The 24,196-nt window shown below is 39.0% G+C and carries 22 protein-coding genes; 15 read left to right on the top strand and 7 right to left on the bottom strand.

Annotated elements, in window-relative coordinates; genetic code table 11:
- Positions 1-19 precede the first annotated feature (19 nt).
- Both MKX65_RS19380 and MKX65_RS19375 read left to right on the top strand, forming a co-directional pair.
- Entirely contained in the window at positions 20-1,036 is a 1,017-nt protein-coding gene (locus tag MKX65_RS19380; RefSeq protein ID WP_340905154.1) for a nucleotidyltransferase domain-containing protein, read from the top strand.
- Between the two features lie 245 nt (positions 1,037-1,281).
- Positions 1,282-2,547, top strand: a complete 1,266-nt coding sequence (locus MKX65_RS19375; protein WP_340905153.1) for an L-lactate MFS transporter — start codon at positions 1,282-1,284, stop codon at positions 2,545-2,547.
- A 41-nt stretch (positions 2,548-2,588) separates the two neighbouring features.
- Here the strand turns inward: MKX65_RS19375 and MKX65_RS19370 are convergent, their stop codons facing one another.
- Positions 2,589-3,527, bottom strand: coding sequence for an SDR family NAD(P)-dependent oxidoreductase (locus MKX65_RS19370; RefSeq protein ID WP_160549780.1), 939 nt, complete (start codon positions 3,525-3,527; stop codon positions 2,589-2,591).
- A gap of 185 nt (positions 3,528-3,712) precedes the next feature.
- Here MKX65_RS19370 and MKX65_RS19365 point away from each other — a divergent pair, with 185 nt between their 5' ends.
- On the top strand, positions 3,713-5,206 hold the full coding sequence (locus tag MKX65_RS19365) for a methyl-accepting chemotaxis protein (protein ID WP_340905150.1): 1,494 nt from the start codon (positions 3,713-3,715) through the stop codon (positions 5,204-5,206).
- A 644-nt stretch (positions 5,207-5,850) separates the two neighbouring features.
- Here MKX65_RS19365 and MKX65_RS19360 read toward each other — a convergent pair.
- From MKX65_RS19360 to MKX65_RS19350, 3 genes are read right to left on the bottom strand one after another with little or no spacing between them, the layout of a single operon-like run.
- Positions 5,851-6,402 (bottom strand): VTT domain-containing protein, encoded by a 552-nt coding sequence (locus MKX65_RS19360; RefSeq protein WP_160549778.1) that lies wholly within the window; start codon positions 6,400-6,402, stop codon positions 5,851-5,853.
- Positions 6,387-7,061 (bottom strand): response regulator, encoded by a 675-nt coding sequence (locus tag MKX65_RS19355; RefSeq protein WP_160549777.1) that lies wholly within the window; start codon positions 7,059-7,061, stop codon positions 6,387-6,389. The genes MKX65_RS19360 and MKX65_RS19355 overlap by 16 nt, the downstream gene beginning before the upstream one ends.
- Positions 7,033-8,433, bottom strand: coding sequence for an ATP-binding protein (locus MKX65_RS19350; RefSeq protein WP_160549776.1), 1,401 nt, complete (start codon positions 8,431-8,433; stop codon positions 7,033-7,035). Before MKX65_RS19350 ends, MKX65_RS19355 begins: the two co-directional genes overlap by 29 nt.
- Positions 8,434-8,630: 197 nt before the next feature.
- Between MKX65_RS19350 and MKX65_RS19345 the strand changes: the two genes are divergently transcribed.
- The 5 genes from MKX65_RS19345 (at position 8,631) to MKX65_RS19325 (ending at position 14,279) form a co-directional block, all read left to right on the top strand.
- A complete protein-coding gene (locus MKX65_RS19345; RefSeq protein ID WP_340905146.1) occupies positions 8,631-9,839 on the top strand; it encodes a cell wall-binding repeat-containing protein in 1,209 nt (402 codons plus the stop codon).
- A gap of 21 nt (positions 9,840-9,860) precedes the next feature.
- Complete coding sequence (locus tag MKX65_RS19340; RefSeq protein ID WP_340905145.1) at positions 9,861-10,859, top strand: F510_1955 family glycosylhydrolase; 999 nt, start codon at positions 9,861-9,863, stop codon at positions 10,857-10,859.
- Positions 10,860-11,025: 166 nt separating this feature from the next.
- A complete protein-coding gene (locus tag MKX65_RS19335) occupies positions 11,026-12,471 on the top strand; it encodes a spore germination protein (RefSeq protein WP_340906322.1) in 1,446 nt (481 codons plus the stop codon).
- Positions 12,472-12,495: 24 nt separating this feature from the next.
- Positions 12,496-13,590, top strand: coding sequence for a GerAB/ArcD/ProY family transporter (locus tag MKX65_RS19330; protein ID WP_340905144.1), 1,095 nt, complete (start codon positions 12,496-12,498; stop codon positions 13,588-13,590).
- The gene (locus MKX65_RS19325; RefSeq protein ID WP_340905143.1) at positions 13,587-14,279 is read left to right on the top strand and encodes a Ger(x)C family spore germination protein; all 693 of its coding nucleotides are present in this window, start codon (positions 13,587-13,589) and stop codon (positions 14,277-14,279) included. Before MKX65_RS19330 ends, MKX65_RS19325 begins: the two co-directional genes overlap by 4 nt.
- 148 nt (positions 14,280-14,427) lie before the next feature.
- On the opposite strand, the gene MKX65_RS19320 is transcribed toward MKX65_RS19325, so the two are convergent.
- Complete coding sequence (locus MKX65_RS19320; RefSeq protein WP_340902990.1) at positions 14,428-15,927, bottom strand: transposase; 1,500 nt, start codon at positions 15,925-15,927, stop codon at positions 14,428-14,430.
- Between the two features lie 194 nt (positions 15,928-16,121).
- Between MKX65_RS19320 and MKX65_RS19315 the strand changes: the two genes are divergently transcribed.
- A complete protein-coding gene (locus MKX65_RS19315) occupies positions 16,122-16,538 on the top strand; it encodes a Ger(x)C family spore germination C-terminal domain-containing protein (RefSeq protein ID WP_340906320.1) in 417 nt (138 codons plus the stop codon).
- Positions 16,539-16,573: 35 nt separating this feature from the next.
- Here the strand turns inward: MKX65_RS19315 and MKX65_RS19310 are convergent, their stop codons facing one another.
- Both MKX65_RS19310 and MKX65_RS19305 read right to left on the bottom strand, forming a co-directional pair.
- Complete coding sequence (locus MKX65_RS19310) at positions 16,574-17,410, bottom strand: ABC transporter permease subunit (RefSeq protein ID WP_340905141.1); 837 nt, start codon at positions 17,408-17,410, stop codon at positions 16,574-16,576.
- Positions 17,397-18,311 (bottom strand): ABC transporter ATP-binding protein, encoded by a 915-nt coding sequence (locus tag MKX65_RS19305; protein WP_340905140.1) that lies wholly within the window; start codon positions 18,309-18,311, stop codon positions 17,397-17,399. Before MKX65_RS19305 ends, MKX65_RS19310 begins: the two co-directional genes overlap by 14 nt.
- A gap of 158 nt (positions 18,312-18,469) precedes the next feature.
- Between MKX65_RS19305 and MKX65_RS19300 the strand changes: the two genes are divergently transcribed.
- The 6 genes from MKX65_RS19300 to MKX65_RS19275 all read left to right on the top strand — a co-directional run bounded on the left by MKX65_RS19300 (position 18,470) and on the right by MKX65_RS19275 (position 24,194).
- Positions 18,470-19,288, top strand: coding sequence for a methyl-accepting chemotaxis protein (locus tag MKX65_RS19300; protein ID WP_340905139.1), 819 nt, complete (start codon positions 18,470-18,472; stop codon positions 19,286-19,288).
- A 121-nt stretch (positions 19,289-19,409) separates the two neighbouring features.
- Positions 19,410-19,823 (top strand): winged helix DNA-binding protein, encoded by a 414-nt coding sequence (locus MKX65_RS19295; protein WP_160549660.1) that lies wholly within the window; start codon positions 19,410-19,412, stop codon positions 19,821-19,823.
- Positions 19,824-19,838: 15 nt separating this feature from the next.
- Positions 19,839-21,062, top strand: a complete 1,224-nt coding sequence (locus tag MKX65_RS19290) for an MFS transporter (protein WP_340905138.1) — start codon at positions 19,839-19,841, stop codon at positions 21,060-21,062.
- Positions 21,063-21,695: 633 nt separating this feature from the next.
- Positions 21,696-22,769 carry an XdhC family protein gene (locus MKX65_RS19285; protein ID WP_340905137.1) on the top strand — a complete coding sequence of 358 codons (1,074 nt, stop codon included), beginning with the start codon at positions 21,696-21,698 and terminating at the stop codon, positions 22,767-22,769.
- Positions 22,729-23,346: an NTP transferase domain-containing protein gene (locus MKX65_RS19280; protein ID WP_340905136.1), complete on the top strand. Its 618-nt coding sequence runs from the start codon at positions 22,729-22,731 to the stop codon at positions 23,344-23,346. Before MKX65_RS19285 ends, MKX65_RS19280 begins: the two co-directional genes overlap by 41 nt.
- Positions 23,343-24,194: an FAD binding domain-containing protein gene (locus tag MKX65_RS19275; protein WP_340905135.1), complete on the top strand. Its 852-nt coding sequence runs from the start codon at positions 23,343-23,345 to the stop codon at positions 24,192-24,194. Before MKX65_RS19280 ends, MKX65_RS19275 begins: the two co-directional genes overlap by 4 nt.
- The last annotated feature ends 2 nt before the right edge of the window (positions 24,195-24,196 follow it).

Here is a 24,196-nt window from a genome sequence, read left to right as displayed (position 1 = left end):
ATAAAGGAGAGGGAAAGAGGTGAAATGGATTCAGGCTTTGTATGAATCAGAGGTAACCCTAGATTCATATAATTATAAATCCCTGTTAAAAGAAATCATGGAGTTTGGTGTTGCTCCTCAAGTTTACTCCCTATTAAAGCAACAAGGAACTTTAAATCAAACACCTGTATTTTTCCAAGAACGTTTGAAGGAGCAATACGAAGAAAATCTCTTCTTATCTCTTTTTATCAAAAGCCAATTAATAAAAGTGTTGGATTGCTTTGATCAAGCTGAACTCCCAGCTATTCCTTTAAAGGGCGTACTATTTGCTGAAAAGTACTTTGGTCATATTGGAGCTAGATGTACATCAGATATAGATTTGTTAATCCACCCAAAGGATTTAGAGAAAGCAATAACAACAGTTATAGCTTTGGGGTTCACAATTAATGAGAAACCAATCGAAGGCCATTTTCACTACAGCTTCAGTAAACCAATTCCAAACTCCAAAATTCCATTAATAATAGAGTTACATTGGAACCTGTTAAGGGATGATACCTCCAAGCTTCCGATTGAAGAGTTTTGGCAGGGAGCTAGGACTTTAGGAAACTACCAATATATCAAAGAACTATCAGACTATCATACCTTTTATATGATTTGCTTGCATGGATGGAGACATAATCTGGATTCTCCGAAACACTTTCTAGATATCATTCAACTGATTTATCAGGTTGGAGACCAAGTGGATTACATACAATTGCTCGTTCAGGCTAGGCATCATCGGACTCAAAAGCGAATGATCCGTACGCTTGCGATTGTTTATCAACAGCATCCTTATTTACAAAAAGTAAAACCATTGCCTGTTAAAAGACCTAACTTATGGGATTATAATGCGTTTAGAAATGGACACAAGAAACAGTTAAAGAACTACCTGGATTTTGTGGACTATTCCTTTTTTAGTTATGATAGCTTATCACATAGTAAGAGAGAATTTTACAGTTGGATTAAATCCCTACGACCAACTAAACCACTTGTTATTTCCTCCAATAAACATCAGTAGCTGTAGCACTTATTAAAAGGCTTACAGCTATTTTTCATTCTTCAAATTAATACTATTCCCACATTAAATATCATATTTACTATTGTCTTCCTCACTTTCACATGGTAAAGTAGGTTTATTCTTTTAAAAGACGAATATTTTTAGTTTGCATATTATTAATGTTCGTGTTTCGGTTGATTCAATCCTAAGATAAGCAAAATCCGTTATGATCCATTCATAACGTTTTTAGAATTTAATAAGGAGAGATGTTAGTGAGGAAGAACAGGTGGTTGATCGCATTATCAGCAGTGGGGATTCATATTTCGATTGGCTCCGTTTATGCATGGAGTAACTTTACTGCGCCGTTAAAAGAGATGTTTGGTTGGTCTGATTCTGAGGTGGCTTTAACCTTTAGTATTGCTATTTTATTTTTAGGATTATCTGCGGCCTTTTTAGGACATTTTGTAGAGAAATACGGACCGAAAAAAGCTGGGTTACTAGCAGCGGTATTCTTCGGAATGGGGATGACAGGGGCAGGGTTTGCTATTGATATGGAATCCAAGTTCATGTTGTACTTCTTTTATGGGGCTCTTGGAGGAATTGGGCTTGGAGTTGGTTATATTGCTCCTGTATCCACTCTCGTAAAATGGTTTCCTGATAGAAGAGGTCTAGCAACAGGTTTAGCTATTATGGGATTTGGCTTTGCAGCAGCGATTGCTAGCCCGATCATGAACTCATTAATCACCTCTGTTGGAGTGGCTAACACCTTTTATATTCTAGGAATCTCTTATTTTCTCATCATGGTGGTCTCTTCTTTATATCTTGAAAAACCAGAAGAAGGCTGGTTGCCAGAGGGGTTTAAAGAGAAGATTGCTACTGGAAAAGCTAAGGCTACGTTGGATTTATCACAATTAACAGCCAATCAAGCTGTTAAGACCAAGCGCTTCTGGTATTTATGGTTCATGTTATTCATTAACATTACCTGTGGAATTGCGATTTTAGCAGTGGCCAAGCCGTTAGCGATGGAAGCAATTGGGATTGATATGGCCACAGCTGCTGCGTTAGTTGGTGCGATTGGAATCTTTAATGGTCTCGGACGAATTGGCTGGGCTTCTTTATCCGATTATATTGGGAGACCTAACACGTATACCGCATTCTTTGTACTGCAAATCGTTATCTTCTTTTTCTTACCGCAAGTGTCGATTCAATGGTTGTTTATGGGTATGCTGATCGTTGTTTATACTTGTTATGGTGGGGGCTTCGCTTCGATTCCTGCTTATATCGGCGACCTATTTGGAACAAAGCAGTTAGGTGCGATTCATGGGTATATTTTAACTGCATGGGCTGCTGCTGGTTTGGCAGGTCCACTGTTTGCCGCTTGGATTAAGGATACGACCGGAAGCTATGCAGGGAGCTTATCCTTCTTTTCGGGATTATTTGTAATTGCACTCGTTCTTTCTCTATTCATTCGTGAGGATATTCATAAATTAAAATCTCAAGCTCTAATAAAGTCTGTAAAAAAGGCTGGATAAAAGGAAGGGTTCATGCTAAAAGATACGCATGAACCCTATTTTTATTCTTCCGTGAGCGTGGTGCTCAAGCTCCATATTTGTTCCACATTTTGAGGATTTGTGGCATATCTGGGATATCTGCTTGAACCAAGTATATTCTTTACTTGTGTGAAGCCTTTTTCTGTTGTAGATGGTTCAACAATTTCTCTCTTATGGTTGATCAGTTGGCCGGTAACATTCTTGAATTCTTCTGAGGTGCAAATGTGGAAGTAATTATCGGCCATGCCCGATGGTAAAGGATTAGTGAGATTTTGTGTCCAGGCAAGTATTCTCCAATAAGACTTCATTTTATGAATCGTCTCTTTTGATAGCTTTACACGGTTAATTTGAAGGGCATTGACTTTAATTCCCTGGCTTTTAAGTTCTTCTGCCATTTTGATGGTTAACATCAGCAGGGCCATTTTCGAGTCCCCGTACATTTTATAAACACTATACGAGCGAGTGCCGCGCATTTCTCCTCGCAAATTATCAAACTCGATTTTCCTATTAGGGTTGAAAAAGTTTTTGATGTTTGTTGTACAGGCATTGAGTACCCTAGGATCCTGTGATTTTGCCAAATGATCAGCTAATAAACGAGTCAGTAAAAAAGGACCGAATGTATTCGTAGCGAAAGACAATTCGATATGCTCAGGACTAAGTTTATACTCTTTTTCACCATGGTTTAAGTAGGCTGCATTATTGATTAAGATGTCCAAGTGTGGGTATGTATCTTTAAAAGCTGCACAAAAAGTACGAATAGAATCAAAAGAAGAAGTATCAAGCTTCAACAAATCTACATGGTTATTTTTGGTCGTGTGAATGATTTCTTTTTGTACGGCTGCACTAATCTCCAAATTGCGGCAAGCCATGATTACTCGATATCCTTCTGTCGCAAATTTTAATGCAGCTGCTTTGCCAATCCCCGAATTTGCCCCTGTAATGATGACAATTTTATCGTTCATATCGAACCCCCTGTAGAAAACCTAATTACTATCAATATATGGAATCAAACAAATGAAAAGAAGAGGGGAAGGCTTTACAGAGGGAAAAAATTTATTTATAGCCGGTGTGTTTTTCAGCTAAAGGTATCACAAATTTTGTCGATATTTCATTTAGGAAAACAAAGTAATAATAGAAGAGGTGCACTATGGCTACACATTATGAAAAACTGGGCACGAAGTTGCTGACATATACAGTAATTGCGCTCTATTTATCAGCGATTCCGACCATCGGGCTCATGTATTTTTTAAAGCAAATTGAGCTTGGACCAATGCTTGGATTCTTTGCGTTAACAGTAATCATTTGTTCTTTACTATTTGTGATTAACAAAAAACTAGCAAGCTATAGTTGGACGAAGTATCTAGTAGTCTCGTTAATATTTATTGCGAGTCATTTTCTACTAATAGCCATTCCAACCTTTAATGCTTGGCCGATTTTTATTCTGTATTTGATATTTTCCATTGTTTATTTAGATCGTCAAGTGATGATTGTGGCAACCGCTCTTATGTTATTTGTTTTTACGATTCAGTTTTTTATTAATCCAGCCTTTCAAACATTGCAATTGCCCGTTCTGGATCTGGTTGTTTTATACGTGTTAATTACGATGTGTGGTGTGGCAGGAATGATTATTTCTGTTATTGGTAGAAAAGTAGTATCTGATGTGAACGTACACTTAGAAGAATCAAAAAATCAGCAGCAGCAACTTCAACAAACCTTTGAGAACATTAAAACCTCTGTTCATGGGTTATTATCTTTTTATCAATCGATTCAAGCCGAAGTAAGTCATACGGGCAAGGCAACGGAGGAAATTGCGGTTGGTTTTGGGGAAGTAGCTAAAGGGGTGGAATACCAAGCCGTTTCCATTCATGATATTAAGGATAATATTGAAAAAATTCATAAGGAAATTTCTCTTGTTACTTCTACATCAGAGGATATGAAGGCTTTATCTGGTAAGACAGGTGAGTCCACTCAAATAGGTGCCACACATTTATCTCAGCTTGCTTCTAATATGGGGAAAGTGGAAGGAAGCATGACGGAAACCGTTAGCTTGATGGGAACTCTTGCCGCTCAAAATAGCAAAATTGAAGAAATGCTTGGGTCGATAAAAGGAATCACGGAACAAACCAATTTGCTGGCTCTTAATGCAAGTATAGAAGCGGCTCGTGCGGGTGAACAAGGCAAGGGGTTTGCAGTCGTTGCAGACGAGGTTCGTAAATTAGCTGAACATTCTCGTCAAGCAACCGAAGAAGTAGGAAGCATGTTAACAGACATTTTTTCAAAAATTATTCAGCTTCAAGAAAAACTCGACCATAGTAAAAATGCTTTTGAATTAAGCTCGAAAGCGGCAAAAGAAGCAGAAAATATTCTTCAACTTATAAGAGAAAATACAACCAATGTATTTTCACAGGCGGATCAAATTCAGCATAAAACAAAATCTTTATTAGAAGCTTCGGACAGCATTGTTAATGAAGTAACTTCGATTAGCAATATTACGGAAGAAGCCTCCGCCACAACAGAAGAAATTTATGCAGGGGTAGAGGACCAAAGACATTCGATGAAAGAAGTAATTGCTAGCCTGGATCAACTGAATCATTTGATTATTGCTTTGGAGAATATTGTTGGTCAAAATTCAAAGAACTAAAGATAGAGTGTCCTTCATCATTTTGGTGAGGGCACTTTTGCGTTAAAGAAGAATGAAGAACGTTAGGAGGGAGGATTAACTCGGAAACGTCCTTCATCAAGGGGATGAAGAACGTTAGGATGAGAGTTATAGCAGGAAACGTCTTTCATCAAGGGGATGAAGAACGTTAGAATGAGAGTTATAGCAGGAAACGTCCTTCATCAAGGGGATGAAGAACGTTAGGATGAGAGTTAAAGTAGGAAACGTCTTTCATCAAGGGGATGAAGAATGTTAGGATGAGAGTTATGGCAGGAAACGTCTTTCATTAAGGGGATGAAGAATGTTAGGAGGGAGGATTAACTCAGAAACGTCTTTCATCAAGGGGATGAAGAACGTTAGGATGAGAGTTATAGCAGGAAACGTCCTTCATCAAGGGGATGAAGAACGTTAGGATGAGAGTTATAGCAGGAAACGTCTTTCATCAAGGGGATGAAGAATGTTAAGATGAAGAATTAAGCAAGAAACGTCCTTCATCAAAGGTATGAAGAACGTTAGATGAAAGTTTTATCAGGAAACATCTTTCATTCTAGGAATTTTTCTGAGAGTATAAAATCAGGTGGAGCGTTCCGCTGTTGTAGCTTTCCAATAGTAAGATCGTCCTCGTATTAACCGCGGGGACGTTTCTTTATGAAAAACCCAATCACAAATATCATGATAACAACAGCGACCAAGATGAATTGAAGGTGGGTGTCAAATTTCAGAACATGATGAACTCCATAAGCTTCGATAAACAAAGAAGGGATCTTTCCTATCGTACTCACTATTCCGAAAGCTAGAATATTCATCTTACCAACCGCAGCAGTCAGTGTCACGAAACCAGATGGAACAAACGGCAACAGCCGGAGCAAAAGAACAATCGCAGCAGCCTCAGCCCCTTTTGATTGATACAACCGGTCTAGAAGGATTTGAACCCATCTCCACTTGACTTGAAATTTGTCCTTCACCCGTGAAAACCCTTTTCTATATAACCAAAAGCTCACGATGGCTCCAAGTGCTTCTCCAATAATAGAAACAACTAATCCAACCTCAAAACCAAGGATGGAAATATTCGCTACCGTCAAAAAGGCACTCGGAATGACACCTGCTACAGCGATGAGCACATTTCCAATCACACTTGCAAAAATAAAAAGTATTGGTTCCATTATCCGTTCTGCCATTTATACCCTACTCCCCAAACGGTTTGTAAGTGCTCATCAGCAGGGAAATGGGCTTTTCTTAATTTTTCTCGGAGATTCCGGACATGGGAGTCAATCGTTCTGTCCTCAGTGGTGACTCCATGTCCCCATAAGCTGGTGATTAAATGGTCGCGCGTAAATACCAGATTAGGATGAGTTAAAAATAGCTCCATCATGGAAAATTCCTTTGGGGTTAATGAAATCGGTGTTTTTTCATAATGCAGATCAAAGGATTCTAGATTTAATATGAGCCCTTTAAACGTTAGAAGTGGGCTTGTCGACTTATGTCTTCTTAATACTGCCCCAATTCGAGCAAGTAGTTCGTCTTCATCAAATGGCTTCGAGATATAATCATCTGCACCAATATCAAGTCCCTTCACCACATCGGTCTTATCTGTGCGTGCCGTTAACATGATAATAGGAAGATTCCATTTTTTCCTAATTTCTGCACAGAGAGTCCAACCATCCATCTCAGGCATCATGATATCAAGAAGAACAAGGTCAACCTGATAGGATGATAGATAGGTAAGTGCATCTAAAGCAGAAGTATGTGGTACACAATTGTATCCTTTTGGTTCTAGATAAAGGGTTAATAAATCCAACATTCGTTGCTCATCGTCCACCAGTAAGATCGTTTTCATCACTCCACGCTCCCCTAAACATCATTTGAAATTCCGTTCCTTCTTGGATCTCGCTTTTCACCGTAATTGTTCCATTATGTTTATTTACTAGTTCTTTGACAATGGAAAGCCCGAGACCTGCACCACCTAGCAAGCGAGTCCGCGATTTATCAACCCGGTAAAAGCGGTTAAAAATATGTGGTAAATCCTCTTCAGGGATGCCGTTACCAGTATCACGAATCGTTACAAAAAGCTGGCTTTTCTTTAGTTCAACGGACACGTTTGTTACTCCGCCAGTTGAAGAATATTTCATCGAATTATCCAACAAGTTTAAAAAAATCTGTTCCATTCGGATTGGGTCAGCATGTAAAAAGAAATCCTTTTGGCAAGAGATGTGAAGAGTCATTCCCCTCTCTTTAAATGCTGGGGCTAGTTTGACTTCCACTTTTTCAAGAATCTCCTTTAGGTTGACTTCCGTTTTTTCAATCTGAAAGGAATTTTGGTCCATTTTGGCTAAGTCGAATAATTGCTTGATTAAATCATTTAATCGGTTTGTTTCTTCCAGAATAATCGCTAGATAGTTCTGTTTTTCTTTCTCAGAAAGATCGCGTTTCAGGATCATTTCTGTATATCCTTTTATATAAGTGATCGGTGTTCGTAGTTCATGCGATATGCTTGCCAGAAAGTCATTTCTCTCTTGCGTTAAAAAGGTCAGATCATGTGCTAGTGATTCAATCGATTTTGCGAGGTCGCCAAGTTCATCGTTCCCTGTTTCAGGTAAAGAGATAGAGTAGTTCCCTTGGCTGATTTGAAAGGTAGCATCCTTCATCTTTATTAGAGGCTTAGTGATTGCCTTCGATAGTAAAGCGATAATAAATAACGTTAGAGCAACCGTTAAGAACCCCGCAAAAACAAAATGCTGGTTTAATCGCTTGATTAATGAATGAACGGTTTCTGTGTCTTGAAACATGAACACATAGCCTATGATTTCTCCTTTTTTTTCTAACGAGCTAACGGTAGAAATGAAAGGTTCTGTTTCCCAGTCATTCTCGATAATGAGTCCACCTTGAGGAATCTCATTTGAAGGCAGCTTTATGTTTCCTATAAGTTGTTCATTTTTACTCGAAGACCCAAGTATACGTAAGTCAGCATCAGTTACCACTACGTCTGTCGTGGATTCTGTTTCCATTAAAGCAACGTGAGCAATCGTTTCTGGGGTAAAATGGTTCTCTAAAATGGCACGATGAGAATTCCCGCGAGCTTGAAGAGCATTGAGTTCTTCTTGTATCCGTGATTCGACTAAAGCGGAATGAAGAAAGATGAACATAAACGATTCAAGTCCTAAAATACATAAAAAGAAAATAGCACCTAATTTGATCGATAGTTTTTTCAAAGGGAAATCTCCTTTTCCTGTCATACTTCTATAGTAATCGAAAGTACTATGGAAATCTTACTTTATGAATGAGAAAAATAGGCAAAACTATGAGATGACAAAAAAGGATCAAACTTTATGCATAAAATCTGCACAAAGTATTGGTAAAGTAAAACTTGTTTCCACTATGAATTTGTAGAAAAAGGAGAGTTCCAACAATGAAAAAGCTATTTGCAAGTGTGATAAGTATATTGCTACTAACATTTTTAGCTGCTTGTACCTCAAATGGTGAAGAAGGAAAAGAAGGAGAAAGTGAGCATGGAGAGCATACGGAGGTTACCGAAACCAATGGTAAAGTAACGAATGAGCTTCTTGTTACTAGCACGAAGAATGTAACGAGACTGGATGCTGATACTTTGGAAGAAGCAGCGATTATGGTTTCGCAAACGATATGGCCAGCAACAGGGAAGGATAATCGACCTGGAACCGTTATTTTAGCACCTGCTGACCAATGGCAAATCGCTCTTGCTGGTTCGGATTTAATCCACCATCCGAATAATGGGCCCGTATTATTTTACAATCAAGAGCTTTCTGAAGAAACATTACATGAAATTAATCGCCTGAGCCCAACTGGAAATGTCAATGGAACAGAAGTGATGGTCATGGGAGATGCGACCGAAAAGGTTTTAGATGCGTTAGCAGATTACAAGGTAGAGCAAATCACCGGTAACGATTCGGCTGAATTTGCTTTAGCAGTGGATAAGAAGTATGCGGAGACGGCTGGGGAGTTGCCTCAAAGTGTGATTATCGTTTCTCTTGAAGACGATGCAAAATTATACTCACTCATTGCCTCTAATTGGATTGCACATATGCCTGAACCGGTTTTATTTGTTGGAAAGGATGACATCCCACAAGCGACTGTGGAAGCATTACAAACCCGTCGGAATAATGCAAATATCTATGTGTTAGCACCTGAAAAAGTGATTTCTGAGGAAGTTGTTTCTAGCTTACAAGAGTATGGAAAGGTAACTCGTATTGATGGAGAAACTCCCGTGGAAGCATCCATTGCGTTTGCTAAGTTTAAGGATGCAAAAACAGGCTTTGGCTGGGGTGTGACGGAGCCGGGACATGGGTTTGCTTTTACAACAACAGCTCAACCTGAGTTTGCCATCGCTGGAGCTCCATTTGCCCATTTAGGAAAGCATGCGCCCCTTCTTTGGTTAGAGAATGGAGAAGCGACAAGTGAAGTACATGAATATTTAGGAGCTCTTCAACCAAAGTTTACAGATGACCCAACTGTGGGGCCATACAACCACGCTTATATTTTAGCGAATTTGAAGGAAGTTTCCATGGATACTCAAGGAATGATTGATAGTATGTTAGAGATTTCTCCAGCTGATGGAAGTGGAGGACATGGTTCACATTAAAAGGAGGAGGACCTTTTTCAGATGAATAAATTTTTACTAATGGCTACTATTAGTCTTTTAACAATAACGGCATGTAGTCAAGAAGAAGAGACAGCTCAACCAGAGGAATCAACAAATCAAACCGAAACTCAGGGATCAGACTCACAGGATGAAACCAAAGATTCAACGTCAGCCTCGCTTGTATCACATGACTTTTTTGAGCCCTTCACAGGAAACATCGATCATATCCACGGGCTAGGGTATGTGGGAAATCAAGCGGCTCCCTTTTTTGCCGCACATGACGGGTTAAAGGTATATGAGAATGGAACATGGTTAAAAACGAAGAGGGAAAACAATGATTATATGGGTTTTAACGCCACCAATGATGGTTTTTATTCTAGCGGTCATCCGGGAACAGATTCAAAGCTGCCCAATCCGATTGGCATTATGAAAAGTGTGGATCATGGTCAAACCTTACAAAGTCTTGGCTTTGAAGCAGAAGTGGATTTCCATCTTATGGGTGTTGGATATAACAATCATCAGATTTTTGCAATGAGTCCACATAAAAACTCCGTTATGGAGGCTGATGCATTTTATGTGAGTGAAGACGAGGGAGCTAATTGGAAGGAAGTTGCAGCAAGTGGTTTAAAAGGAGAACTCATCGGATTGGCTGTACATCCAACAGATAAAAATATATTGGCTGCTGCGGGTGAAGACGGAATTTACTTATCTAAAGACCAGGGGGAATCCTTTGAGTTACTAACAACTGGAACACAGGGGACAATTGTTTATTTTACAGAGAATAGCCTCCTGTACGGTGAATATGATGGTCAGCCTTCATTTGTAATAAGAAACTTAACCGATGATAATGAAGAGGGAATTGCCTTGCCGAAGATGAAGGAAGACGCTGTCATGTATGCAGCAATCAATCCAAAAAACGAGCATGAAATCACATTCGTCAGTTTTAATAATGACATTTACCAAACTACTGATCACGGTGAAAGCTGGAATATTCTGGCGAAATCAGGAAATTTACAATAACGGGTCCGACGTAGAGAACCTATTCTCTACGTCTTTTTTATGTAAAGAAAGTATAATTTTTCCCTCTTAAAGGATAATAATCCTAGCATAATTTTTACTTTGTGAAAGTTCGGTGAGTAGTTTGATGAAAAAAGGGAGTAACAAAAAATCTTAGAAAAAACCAGAAATAACGACCATAAGGGAAGCGTTTGATTCTCTAAGGAAATCAACTGATTTTGTGTTTTATAAGAAAGAGCATGGCAAGGTTCCGTATGTTATTTCCTATTTTTCAAGTATCGTGGATGCGGAAGTAATTCATCAATATATCCTACCGAATTTGCTACAAATCAGTGACTTGGAGGAACTAAAGTCAAAGATTCCGATTGAGGAAATTATTGATGTTACTAGCCCAAAAGATCTGACTGAGAAGCTACCTTCAGGATATGTGTATATTTACTTTACAGATTCAGATCATCATGGTGTATTGATTCCTGCAATGAAAAATGAGAATCGGTCCATTTCTCCACCTGAAGTTGAATTTAGTGTGGTGGGTCCAAAAGAATCTTTTGTTGAATCGTTAGATACAAATATTTACCTTATTCGAAAAAGATTGCCGATTGATAGCCTAAGAGTTGAAAAAATTACAATCGGTGATTTATCAAATACTGGAGTGGCCTACTTATATATAGAAGATATTGCAGATGAAGAAAATGTAAATACGCTCAAGCAGCGGCTGAATGAAATCGATTTTGATGCGATTGGCGATACAGCATATATTTCACAAATTATTGCGGATAACCAGCGCTCCCCCTTTCCACAAATTCTTGATACGGAAAGACCTGATCGGGTGGCGACCGCATTAGCTGAGGGCAAGCTAGCCATATTAGTCGATCGATCACCACATGCATTGATCGGTCCTACTACGTTTAATGAGTCCATCTCTACATTTGAGGACTATTTATTAAATTGGTATGCTGCTTCCTTCATTCGGATTGTCAGAATTGCATCCATTGCCTTCTCTATATTGATTACACCTATATACGTCGCGACTTTGACGTATCATTATGAATTAATTCCAAAGGATTTACTGGCAACATTAATTACATCTAGAAGAGCGATTCCCTTACCTCCGATATTAGAAGCTCTGTTTCTTGAATTGACCATTGAATTACTCAGGGAAGCTGGAGCAAGACTTCCAACGAAGGTAGGTCAAACCATTGGTATCGTAGGCGGGATCGTTATCGGGACTGCGTCGGTTGAAGCGGGGTTAACTAGTAATGTCTTGTTAATTATGGTTGCCTTGGCCGCCTTGGCTTCATTTACCACTCCAACCTATCAATTCGGTAACACGATTCGTTTGATTCGGTTTCCGTTTTTATTCTTTGCACATGCATGGGGCTTAATTGGAATTGTTCTCTGCTTTGCATTTCTAGCAGGACATTTATTGCAGTTAACCTCATTAGGGAGACCATATCTAGAGCCATTTTATCCTACAAGGGTTAGAGATTTAAAGGATACCATTATTCGACTGCCGTTTTCCAAGCTAAGTCGAAGACCTGTTCACAATCATCCCGAACAGAAAAAGCGCTTTTCACCAAAAGATGAAAAAGTTCATCGAGATATTGATGAATAGCTCGTTAGAAGGAGTTGTTCCTTTGTGACTACCATCCCGGACCGATTAAAAGTGTCACCATTTTTTTCTTTTTACCTAGTACAAGCGATCCAAATAGGAGTTGGAATCTTAGGGTTCCAGCGAGTGCTCACAAAAGCAGTTGGAAATGATGCGTGGATGTCTATTATTTTAGGAGGAATAGGAGTTCATGTAGTCATATGGATGATGTATCAAATTCTAAATAAACAAAATGGAGATATTACTGATGTACATCGGGTTCTTTTTGGCAAATGGATAGGATCGGCCTTTTCTATTATGTTAGTCTTATACTTTTGTTTATTAACACTGACGGTCTTAAGATCCTATATAGAAGTGGTTCAGGTGTGGATGTTTCCTGGCATTAGAATTAGTCTTTTCTCTTTAGTGATATTGATTATTGTATTTTATGTTGTCAATGGAGGCCTCCGTACGGTTACTGGGATGGCCGTTTTAGGAGTTGTTCTCCCTGCCTATTTGCTGTTTTCCTTGTTTTATCCCTTAAAGTATGCGTTTTTTGAAAATCTGCTTCCTATTTTTGATCACTCCGTGTTTGAAATTTTAAGTTCAACCAAGCAAATTACTTTAAGTGTGTTAGGGTTTGAGACATTGTTATTTTATTATCCATTTTTTAAAGATCCGAAGAAATCACAAAAATGGGCTCATTTAGGTTCAGCATCGACAATCTTTATCTATCTTGCCGTTATGATCATTAGTATAGCGTACTTTTCTGAAGAACAATTAAATCGAAATATATGGGCAACACTTACCATGTTAAAAATCGTTCAACTTCCATTTGTCGAGCGAATCGAATACGTGGCAATTTCTTCTTGGTTATTTGTGATTTTACCAAATCTTTGTTTAGCAATGTGGTCTGCAAGCCGGGGGGCAAAACGAGTCTTTAAAAAGAAACAACGAACCCTATTAGTCGTCCTATTATTACTCGTTTGTGCAGGTAGTTGTGTTTTAAAAACCCGTGAGCAGATTGAAATGATAAGTGATTTTACTGCTGAAATAGGTTTTTATTTAATTTATGGTTATATTCCTTTTTTATTTCTTTTTAGTATTATTTTTTATCGTATGAAAGGGCGGAAATCCGCATGAGGAAAGTCATTTTTTTACTGATTTCCATGATGTTTCTAACAGGTTGTGTAGAGCAAAAAATCATCGATGATATCAATATTATGAGTGCGGTTGGTTATGATGCTAGAGATGATGGAGAAGTAAAAGGAACCATCGTAATCCCGGTTTATAAAGCGGATAAAAGTATATCTAATGAATCCTTTATGAGTGTGGCTAGAGTAAGCAAAGAAATTAACCGACAATCCCAAATGAAATCAGCGGACCCATTAGAAAATGGGGGAATTGAAGTCGTTCTCTTCGGAAAAGAATTAGCGGAAAGAGGAATATACGAAATAACGGATACATTTGAACGTGATGCGGCCATTGGTTCTCGATTGTATTTGGCTGTTGTTGATGGCAAAGCGGATGAGATACTGGAGAAGAATCTTGGAAACCTTGGAACAGGAGCCTATTTAAATACCTTATTTGAACATAATATGAGGTACAGGGAGCTACCTCGATCGAATTTACATTTATTTATGTACTCGTATTATTCAAAAGTAAAGGAACCTTTTCTTCCCTATGTGAAATTGACAGGAAATAAAGTGAAGATTATTGGAATCGCCTTATTCAAAAGAGATAAAGCTGTAGATTATCTAAATGATAGTGATATGTTTTTTTTCAAAGCACTTATGGAGAATTTTAGGAATGGTTCCTATACCTTTAAATAGACTCTCGGAATAACTAAGTCATTTTTATGGGATTTGTAAAAAAATAACTGGAAATTAGCTTCGATTCGATGAAAATTCCTTTTTTTCATTTCCTTTTTCAAAAAAATGCATACCAAATAAGCCTTGCTTATAAAATTTTTAAAAATGATTAAGCAGACTTTTTAAAAATGACATTTTCGAGATTCAGCTTTTCTTTTTTAACGTCGTACCAAGCATCAATATGTTGGCACATCATAATGGCATAAGTCCGAATGTACCACATTTTCGTGGAACGATGACGACCTAATTCTAAATGATAATCAACCTTTTCACGTTTGTTCGACCGTTCTACAGATGTACGACGCTTATAAGTTAGCTTCCACTTTTCAGACGTTCTCGGAGTCTTAGTAAACAACCGAAGGTTGTCCTTCCGGAATGTATGAAATGTTCGACCGTATTTAGCTTTAGAACAGGGATTCTCACAAGTAATTTTTGTGCCGCATGCGAGTGGACATCTCCATTTCTGCCGGTTTTTGGATTTATCAAAACCATTGGGCTTCATTTTTAACCCTGCAGAACAAATTGGTGTCCCTTCGGGAGATATTTGTATATCGCTTTCAGTGCTGAAATTTTTCTTGGTTCGAACATTCAGATCAATGAAAGGCTCGATATTATAATGATCTAGCAATTCATAAATAGGTTCCGCATCATGAGCAGCATCCAAGAGAATCTTACCAATTGTGCCCAAGGTAGTGCGTTGCGAAAATTCAATAGAACTGGCAACAAGACTGACAGAATCATGCCGGGAAGCTGGTTGAAGTCTTGGATACAAGGGTAGGTCGTATCGACTGTCGCTAGTGGATAACATGTAGAGATGGTATCCGTTGAAGTAGCGTTCCCGTGAACTGTCCCACCCTGAGTCGATGTCAGGTTGGGAATAATGACGAGGATGGTTACAATTCGTTAGTCCTTGGGCACTGCATTCACAAGTACGCTTGCTTCTTGGAAATCTAGCCGTTTCAATCGGGGTACCGTCTCCGACAACCCCTAGAGCGTCCAAGTCTCCGAGTAAGCCTAGGTTCGCTGATACATGGAGAAATTGAGATTGAAATAATTCAAATAATCGATCGCTTGGCAGCACTTTTTTCTTAGCATCATAACGAAAAAAACGATCGATTAACTTTCTAACTATACCTGGACTTGATGGGGACGCTTTTTCGCCTTTCTTGGGTTTCTTCTTTTTCTTTTTTTGGCGTTTCGGTTTGATATTGGGTTTTATATTAGCGTTATCCCTTCCCCATAAACGGTGGAAAAAATCGTAGAAAGTCCCTATACCAGGAACTTTCCCCGGTTCAAAGCCACTCATGATGGCATAGAAAGGCACTCGATACAATTCATCAACCCATTCAGTAATACTGAGAGTTGGTTTAGCCAAAAGAAGCAAAAGGTAAGAGCGCATCATAGAAGACGGATCACGAGGCTCCGGACCTTTATTCGAATAAGAGCTCCGAAGCCACGAGGTAATCTGAGAAAGGTCAGTGATCCATAACTTGTAAATAATGGGCCAATCATTATTTACAATAGTAAGGACGTTACCAGAGTAATGCTTTCTTAATTGTTCTAAAACGAAGTTTTGGTAATCTTCATGACTAACGACAGTTGGCTTCACCTCAACACCCCAATTCACGGTTTATAAGGAAATAAATCCCTTCGCCGGCGATTATTGTGGTGTTTTCAAAAAGTCAAGTATTTTCGACAAAAAAATCAACAAAATTTCACTGAGGAATTTCCAATTCTTCTTATAAAACGTGAAACATCCCCCTACTAAAAGTAGGAGGAATCAAATAAAAATGGTACAAGAAAATCCTTGTACCATCTAACTCGGCGAATGCCGAGAGTCTATTTAAAGTAGGGGAGGATTATGTCACTACGTACAATATAACGACGAAAAGGAAGTATGAAATCGAGGACCCATTAACTCAGCCTAAGGTAAAGTTACGTGTCAAATTAGAAGCGCATATACGAGAATATTCAGGTAAAACCCTTGATCCAAAGGTCATCGATTTAGCTGGAAAGTCATTGGAAGAGCAAATAAATAAACGAACAGAAGAGTTGCTGAATCGTTTCCGGGATAAAGGCATCGATCCAATTGGAATCGGTGCTTTAGCTAAAACTAAAACAAGAAATTTTGATCCGGAAAAGTGGCATGAAGTCTATCCCAATACTACTTTCAAAGTATCGAGTAAAGTGTTAATTACAGAAACCGGAGTAATTGAATAAGAAAAGGTACATTTGTCTGTACCTTTTCTCTTTTATTACACTTGGCTTTCAAATAAGGTGTTTCGGTTATTGTATTTAGATATTAAGAAAAGCAGTAGCACGTTAATTATCAATAAGAAAAGGCCAACCAAAAGAAGGATGATCGGGCTAATAATGAGCATTCCTGTCGCTTGACCAACGAATAATCCAACGATTGGAAGGACGACCAATCCACCAATTTGCTGAGCTTCCTGAAAGCTTTTTGACCTTGCAGACACTAATACTTCTATTAAAATCGTAAATAATGTAATGATTGGTGATAACCAAAATACGAGTAATATCCAGTTGGTATTTGGAAAAATAAAACCGTTAAAGATTGGATACGTAATAGCAGTCGTAATCACACCAAAAAGGACAAAGCTGCCGATTGTTAACACCATGGTGGGCACAAAAGCGGATAGTACCTTTCCAATAAACAGTTCTTTTACTGTGATCGGTGCAAATAACAAGCTCTCTAAGGTGCCTCTTTCCTTTTCTCCAACAAAACTATTAAGAGCAATCATCATCGAATTGATTACGGGAATAAGTAGAAACATGGAACCTAACAAATAGTTTACGATTACATAAATGATTTGATGGTTAAAGGACGGTAACGCGTTAATCGTATCTTTAATACCGCCGTTAGGTAGACCAGAAATAATAGTGTTTGTCATGATCTCAATATCAGAAGAGGTGAGAGAAACAAAATGAATAAGTAAAATAAATGCAGCAGGAAAAATGACCGCGAAAATTAACGGCAGGATAATCAGACCGATGAGCACTTGTTTATTACTTGTTATGCCTTTAATATCTTTCATGGCTATTGTCCACACTACATGCCTATTTATCTTCATTTTTCACACCTCTAATCTGAAAATACAAGCTCTCTAAATCTCTATTTTGAATCTCAACATGGTGAATCCAGAATTGCTTCTTCAATATCTCCTCTAATAATCTTGGAAGTTGCTCTTTTGTTTGCAGGATAAAGGTGATGTAAGAGCCGTCCTGTTTGACCACTTTATAAAGAGGATTTAATTCATTTACTACGGCATTTGTTTCAATTTTTACAGAGATTTCTTTGATGTATTTTGTTTCCAATTCTGACTTGGTACCTGACTCAATAATGGTGCCATGATCCAAAAATAAATATTGTGAACAAACGCTTTCTATCTGGTGCAGAATATGAGAGCAAAGGAAGATCGTGGTGCCGTATTGCTTGTTTAGTGTATGGATATTTTGAAGGACCATTTGAATACCTTCTGGATCCAATCCATTGGTTGGTTCATCTAAGAACAGGATGGTCGGGTTATGTAAGATGGCTTTAATGATTCCTAATCTACGTTTCATTCCTGTGCTATAGGTACCCACTTTTTTCTGCTGATGGTCGGCCAGTTGAAAGTCCTCAAGTAATTGTTGAATCCTCGTTTCATCATTTACTCCATAAAGTTTCCCGAAAAACCTAAGATTATCAACACCACTCATTTCGTGATAAAGACCTGCACCATCTGTAAGTATACCGCTGATTTTTCGAATTTCATGACCTTGTGAATGTGGATCCCAATTGTTGACGAGTATCTTTCCCGCTGTGGCTTCGATGACACCATTTAATAATCGAATGATGGTTGTCTTTCCACTGCCATTGGGTCCTAGCAACCCAACAATATCGCCTTTATTAACGGTGAAAGATACATCATATAAAACAGGCCGAGCATCGAATTGTTTTTGAATTCCTTCTACTTGAATAATTGGAGCCAATCTTTTTCCCCCTTTAAATAAACCTATAAAAATAGGTTCTATATAAATAACCACTTGTAAAAAAAAGTAACTAGATTTATTCTAGTAGTGGTGAATTTCCATTAATAAGGTAATTATACCATTTATAAAGTAGAAGAAAACGAACAGGAGAGCACGTTTTGAATAAAATAAACTCATTACAACAATTAGTTGAATACATCCCAGTATTTAAAGCAGCCATTCCTGCTGATTTATCGATGGCTGTCTGTAATCTTGAAGAATTTATTGCCTATTTTCCAGGTGATAATATTGATTTAAACATTAAAGTAGGACAAAAAATTCATCGAGAAGAACCCCTTTCCGTGGCCATTCGACAAAATAAAAGGTTGCAAGCAGAAGTACCAAAAGATTTTTATGGATTTGAATTTACAGGTACGGCTCTTCCCCTTCATGATGAGAATAACAAGGTCATTGGAGGCATAGCCGTTCAAATTAGAAAACAGAGTGAACTAAGAGCCATTGCTGAGAAAATCTCGAATTCCTTGTCGCTCGCTACGGAACAAATTAATGCAGTGTCGACAGGATCTGAATCCTTAGTCCGACTATCAAAGGAGCTCCTCGAACAGTCGAGCCAAGCAGGAGAGAATGTGAAAGAAACGGATGTCGTTTTGTCAATGATCAAGAAAGTTGCGGATCAGACGAACTTACTCGGTTTGAATGCAGCAATTGAAGCGGCTCGAGCAGGACAGCATGGTAAAGGATTTGAAGTAGTGGCAAACGAGATTCGGAAATTTTCGAGAGAAACCGTATCGTCCACACAAAAGGTCAGTGAAATCACCTCACAAATTCAAAAAGCAACGAACCATATGGGAAAATCGATTGAAAAAATTGCCACAGTTGGTGATGAACAAGCGCAGTCCATTCATGAGATTTCTTCCTTGGTTGAGGAAATTGAAAAACTTTCAAAGAAGCTCGGAGAATTTGCTAATAAATTATAAAAATGAACGATTCAAACAGGCACTTCGTTTTTCGCGGGTGCCCTTTTTATTGTAAATTACTTACCTAGGTAACTAATTTGTGATATAGTAATCATACGGATAGGTAAGGAGAGGTATTTATATGGAGGAGAATCACGAACTATTTCATAGTATCCACCAACTTTCAAGGAACCTGACTAAAAGAATAAATGCGGCTTTAGAACCGTTTGAAATTTACAGCTCTCAATGGTCCGTTTTATTTGTGCTTAAGGAAAAAGGATCTATGACCCAAAAGGAGCTATGCCATTATTTAGCCATTGAAGCTCCACCGATGACAAGAACCATTCAGAAGCTTCAAAAGCTGGGACTTGTTGAACAGACGGAAGGGGAAGACCGACGTAAAAAGTACATTGGACTCACCGAAAAAGCAATCACGAGCTATCCGGTTTGGGAGCAAGCCGTTATGAATGTGAATAATCAAATCGTTAGCAGTCTTTCAGAACATGATCAAAAGAAACTGCGAGTCATGGTGACCACATGGTTAAAAAAATTATAGGGAGTTGTGAACATCTTGGATGATAATACACAAACAAAATTGTGGACTAGAAACTTTATTGCAGTTTCAGCTAGCAATTTCTTTTTATTTATGAGCTTCTATTTTCTTTTAGTAACATTACCCGTTTACATCGTTAACGACTTAGGAGCATCCAAATCCTCAGCTGGTTTACTTACTACGGCATTTCTTCTAGCAGCGATTATTATTCGCCCCTTTTCAGGAAAACTAATCGAAAAATATGGCGGAAGAATCATTTTAATCACTTCATTAGTATTATTTCTTGCGACCACCCTTTTGTATTTCTTTTCGAATAGTGTTCCACAACTTTTAACCGTAAGATTGATTCACGGGTTAAGCTTTGGGATGGCAACGACTGCTACAGGTTCAATCGTAGCGGATATTATCCCTGAAAAAAGAAGAGGGGAAGGGATGGGATATTTTATCTTGTCCTCGGCACTAGCAATGGTCATTGGTCCTTATCTCGGGCTGACTTCCATGCAAAGTGGCGGCATTACCTTGATGCTTATGATTGCGCTTGTTGCTTCATTAGGTGGACTTGTTGCAGGTTTCACTTTATCAAAAACAAAGGAGCAGAGAGAAACTTCAAAGGAACCAACTAAGTTTACAACAGGTTCACTTTTTGAGAAAACCGCATTACCGATTGCCATAACGGGTGCTTTCTTTGCGATTATCTATTCATCGATCATTTCATTCATCTCTGTGTATGCAAATGAGATCCATTTAGGACACGTCGCAAGCTTTTTCTTCGTCGTTTATGCCATTGTGCTCTTAGTGTCGCGTCCCTTTACTGGAAGATGGTTTGATCAATTTGGAGCAAATATCATTGTGTTTCCTGGGATTGTTCTTTTCTCCATTGGTTTGTTCATTCTGAGTCAAGCATCATCAGGTTTTATCTTTTTGCTTGCAGCTGCTTTTATTGGCCTTGGTTGGGGTACTTTGTTCCCAACCTTCCAAACCATCGCCATACAGTCTGCCCCACCGAAACGAAGAGCCATGGCAACCGCCACCTTTTTATCTGTGTTTGATATGGGAATTGGTCTTGGCTCCTATATCGTTGGACTACTAGCATCTGGGCTTTCCTTTAGCCAACTATACTTTTACGGATCGTTTTATGTGCTAGTAGGAATGGCTGTATACATTTACTTTAATCTAAGAAAGTCCATCAGCAAGAACGTGGAAGCAACTTATCGTACGGAATTGAATAAGCGGGCTAATTAGTTTGGTTCGTTGTTATTTTGGAGGAGTGGACTCGGATTTTTAAATCCGAGTCCTTTTTGTGTGGATGGTTTCGGCAAAAGAGGTTATGGGAACGGTGGTTTTGTCTGGGTGAGAGGTGGATTGTGACAGGATTGCGCTCGAAATTTATTATTGAGCCCGAATCAAGGGTGGATTGAGACAGCACTGGGCATGAAAACAATGGTAGAGTCCGAATCAAAGGTTCATTCGGACAGGAGCAAGAGCCGAAAGCGCCACCAAAGTCCGAATCAAAGGTGAATTGAGACAGCACTGGGCTTGAAAACAATGGTAGAGTCCGAATCAAGGGTTCATTCGGACAGGAGCAAGAGCCGAAAGCGCCACCAAAGTCCGAATCAAAGGTGAATTGAGACAGCACTGGGCCCGAAAACAAGCCTTGAGTCTGAATCAATGGTTCATTCAGACAGGAGCAAGAGCAGAAAGCGCAACCAGAGTTCGAATCCCAGCTCTTAACAAGAGATCTTCTTTGTTTTCAAATGCTTCCCCATTTTAACTTTCTATGTCAGGTTACCTTACAATATTATACATTTCCCTTTTTTAATTTGGTATGATTCATAAATACACTGAATTATACGAAAATTCAAGGAGGACGCACGGATGGAAGCAATCCATGACATTCTACAGAAGATTTCAACTTCTAATGAGGGGGTTCTTGCAACGATCATCCGAGTGGAGGGCTCCGCCTATAGAAAAGAAGGAACATCGATGTTGTTCCATCAAAATGGGTTAAGGACCGGCATCCTCAGTGCCGGCTGTCTAGAAACCGATCTCGAGTATCGAGCCAAAGAATGGTTTGGAACAAGTGAACCCCAAACCGTTGTTTACCATATGCAAGCGGAAGATGATCTCTCATGGGGACAAGGAGCAGGCTGCAATGGAATCATTACAGTCTTACTCGAACCAATTGACGATCAACTTCTAGAACATCTGATTATTTTAAAAAATCATCTCGAACTTGGGAATAGAGTGACGATGATCAAACAACTAGATGAACATTTATCCGCATCCTCTTGCCTGTTTATAACTGATGATGGAACGATTTTTGGGAGCTGGAAGGGTAGCAATATTTTATCAGCCAAAAGTCTGTTAAAGAATTATCATTTGATGCCTCAAAAAAGCGGAACACTCTTTTCTACCGAGTTAGCTTCAAATATATATATCCATACCTTTGAACCCAAACCACGGCTGATGATTTTTGGAGCGGGGGAGGATGTCATTCCATTAGTAGATTTGGCTTCTAAAACTGGATTTTCAGTAATTGTATCAGATTGGCGTCCGGCGTTATGCAATAAAGAAGCGTTTCCGAAGGCAGATCAACTGATTGTTGGATTTCCGATGGAGAGCTTTGAAAAATTAACTTTTTTCCCTACAGATTCTGCCATCGTCGTTTCACACAATTTTCAGAGAGACAAAGAATATTTACAATACTTGCTTACAAAAGAGATCAGATATTTAGGGGTACTTGGGTCTAAAAACAGGACACAGAGATTGTTAGAAGGAAATATCATTCCACCCCATGTGAAAAGTCCAATTGGTTTATCCATTGGAGCAGAGGGGCCCGAGGAAATTGCGGTTAGTATTGTCGCTGAGTTAATTCAGCAACGGAAAAAAAGCAAAGAGGGAATTACTCATGAAAAATGGAATCATCGCCATATATCTTGCTGCGGGTAAGAGTAGCAGAATGGGGGGAAACAAGCTTTCTCTTCCACTCTCTACTTGTACCATCGGTAGCTCTGCCCTACGAACGGCATTATCTTCCTCCCTAGAACATGTCCTTGTTGTTTCAAAAATAGCAGACTCCCTCGACTGGATTGATCCCTCTCTCTTTTGTTCTCCTTATTCTAGTCAATGGTCTCCTGTGGTTTGTGATGACGCAGAGAAAGGGCAGGCACATTCCTTGCAACGTGGCTTACATGCAGCCATGAGTATGAACCCAAAAGGAATCATGGTTCTTCTAGCTGATCAGCCTTTTTTGTCTAGATCAATCATAGAACAGTTAATCACTGTTTATAATCATGCTCACCAGGGGGATTTTGTTGCCGCCTCTTTCGAAGAAACCCCTAGACCACCAGTCATCTTTTCCCCACGCGTAATCCCTAAGTTGATGAAACTACAGGGAGATGAAGGGGCAAGAAAGATTTTTCAGGAATTAGAAGGAATGTTTGTAGAGTTCTCAGAAGCTCGTGACTTTTATGATATTGATACGAAAGAAGATTATGAAAGAGTACTTGGAGGTGAATGGAGATGATTAGACAAGGAACGACTTCACTAATTGATACGGAAGTATGGATGCCTACCTCACTCGCGGAGGCTTGGGGTCTAATGGAAAAGTTAGGGGAAAATGCTTCGTTTATTGCAGGTGGAACTCTAATGCAAACACATTGGGCGAAAGGATTCGATGCTCCTTCTCATTTAATTAGTTTAGATGGCATTAAAGAGATGATAGGCTGGGGAAAGGAACTTGTAAATGGCGAGTCGTATACTCGTCTAGGTGCTGCCATTCCTTTGGATTTCTGTCGTCAAAACAAGGAACTCATCCATCCTCTTCTTGTGGAGGCCGCCAGAAATATTGCGGCACCCGCTGTCCGAAACAGAGCGACGATCGGAGGTAACATCGCAAATGGGTTTGGGGATCTTATTCCGGCCTTGCTTGTATTGGAAGCCGACCTTTCCGTATATGACGGTAACTCAGTTCAACATCAACCGATATATGATTATATAAAAAGTAACAATCAATCGCTTATTATCTCTGCCTATGTGCCAGACGATCCAACGAAGCGGTTTTTTTATAAGAAGCTTTGTCATCGTGAGGCGTTTACTCCGAGTGTTGTGACGGTGGCAGGAACCTTCCATCTTCATGAAAAAAGGGAGATATCAGCCGTTCGACTCGCTGTAAGTGGTAGCACCACTCAACCTCAACGATTATATCAATCTGAACAACTATTAGAAGGTTCGACACTGACGAACGATCAATTACAGAAGGTATTCCAAAAAATAGAAGAAGAATTTACTCCTTCTACAGATTCTTATTCTACTGCAACTTATAAAAAATCAGTAGCCGCCAATTGGATAGTTTCAGAGATTGCAAGGGGTTAGCT

The organism is Robertmurraya sp. FSL R5-0851, assembly GCF_038002965.1.
Lineage (GTDB): Bacteria > Bacillota > Bacilli > Bacillales > Cytobacillaceae > Robertmurraya_A > Robertmurraya_A beringensis.
The sequence above is the reverse complement of the archived record's forward strand: the minus strand, read 5'-3'. Positions and strand labels throughout refer to the sequence as shown.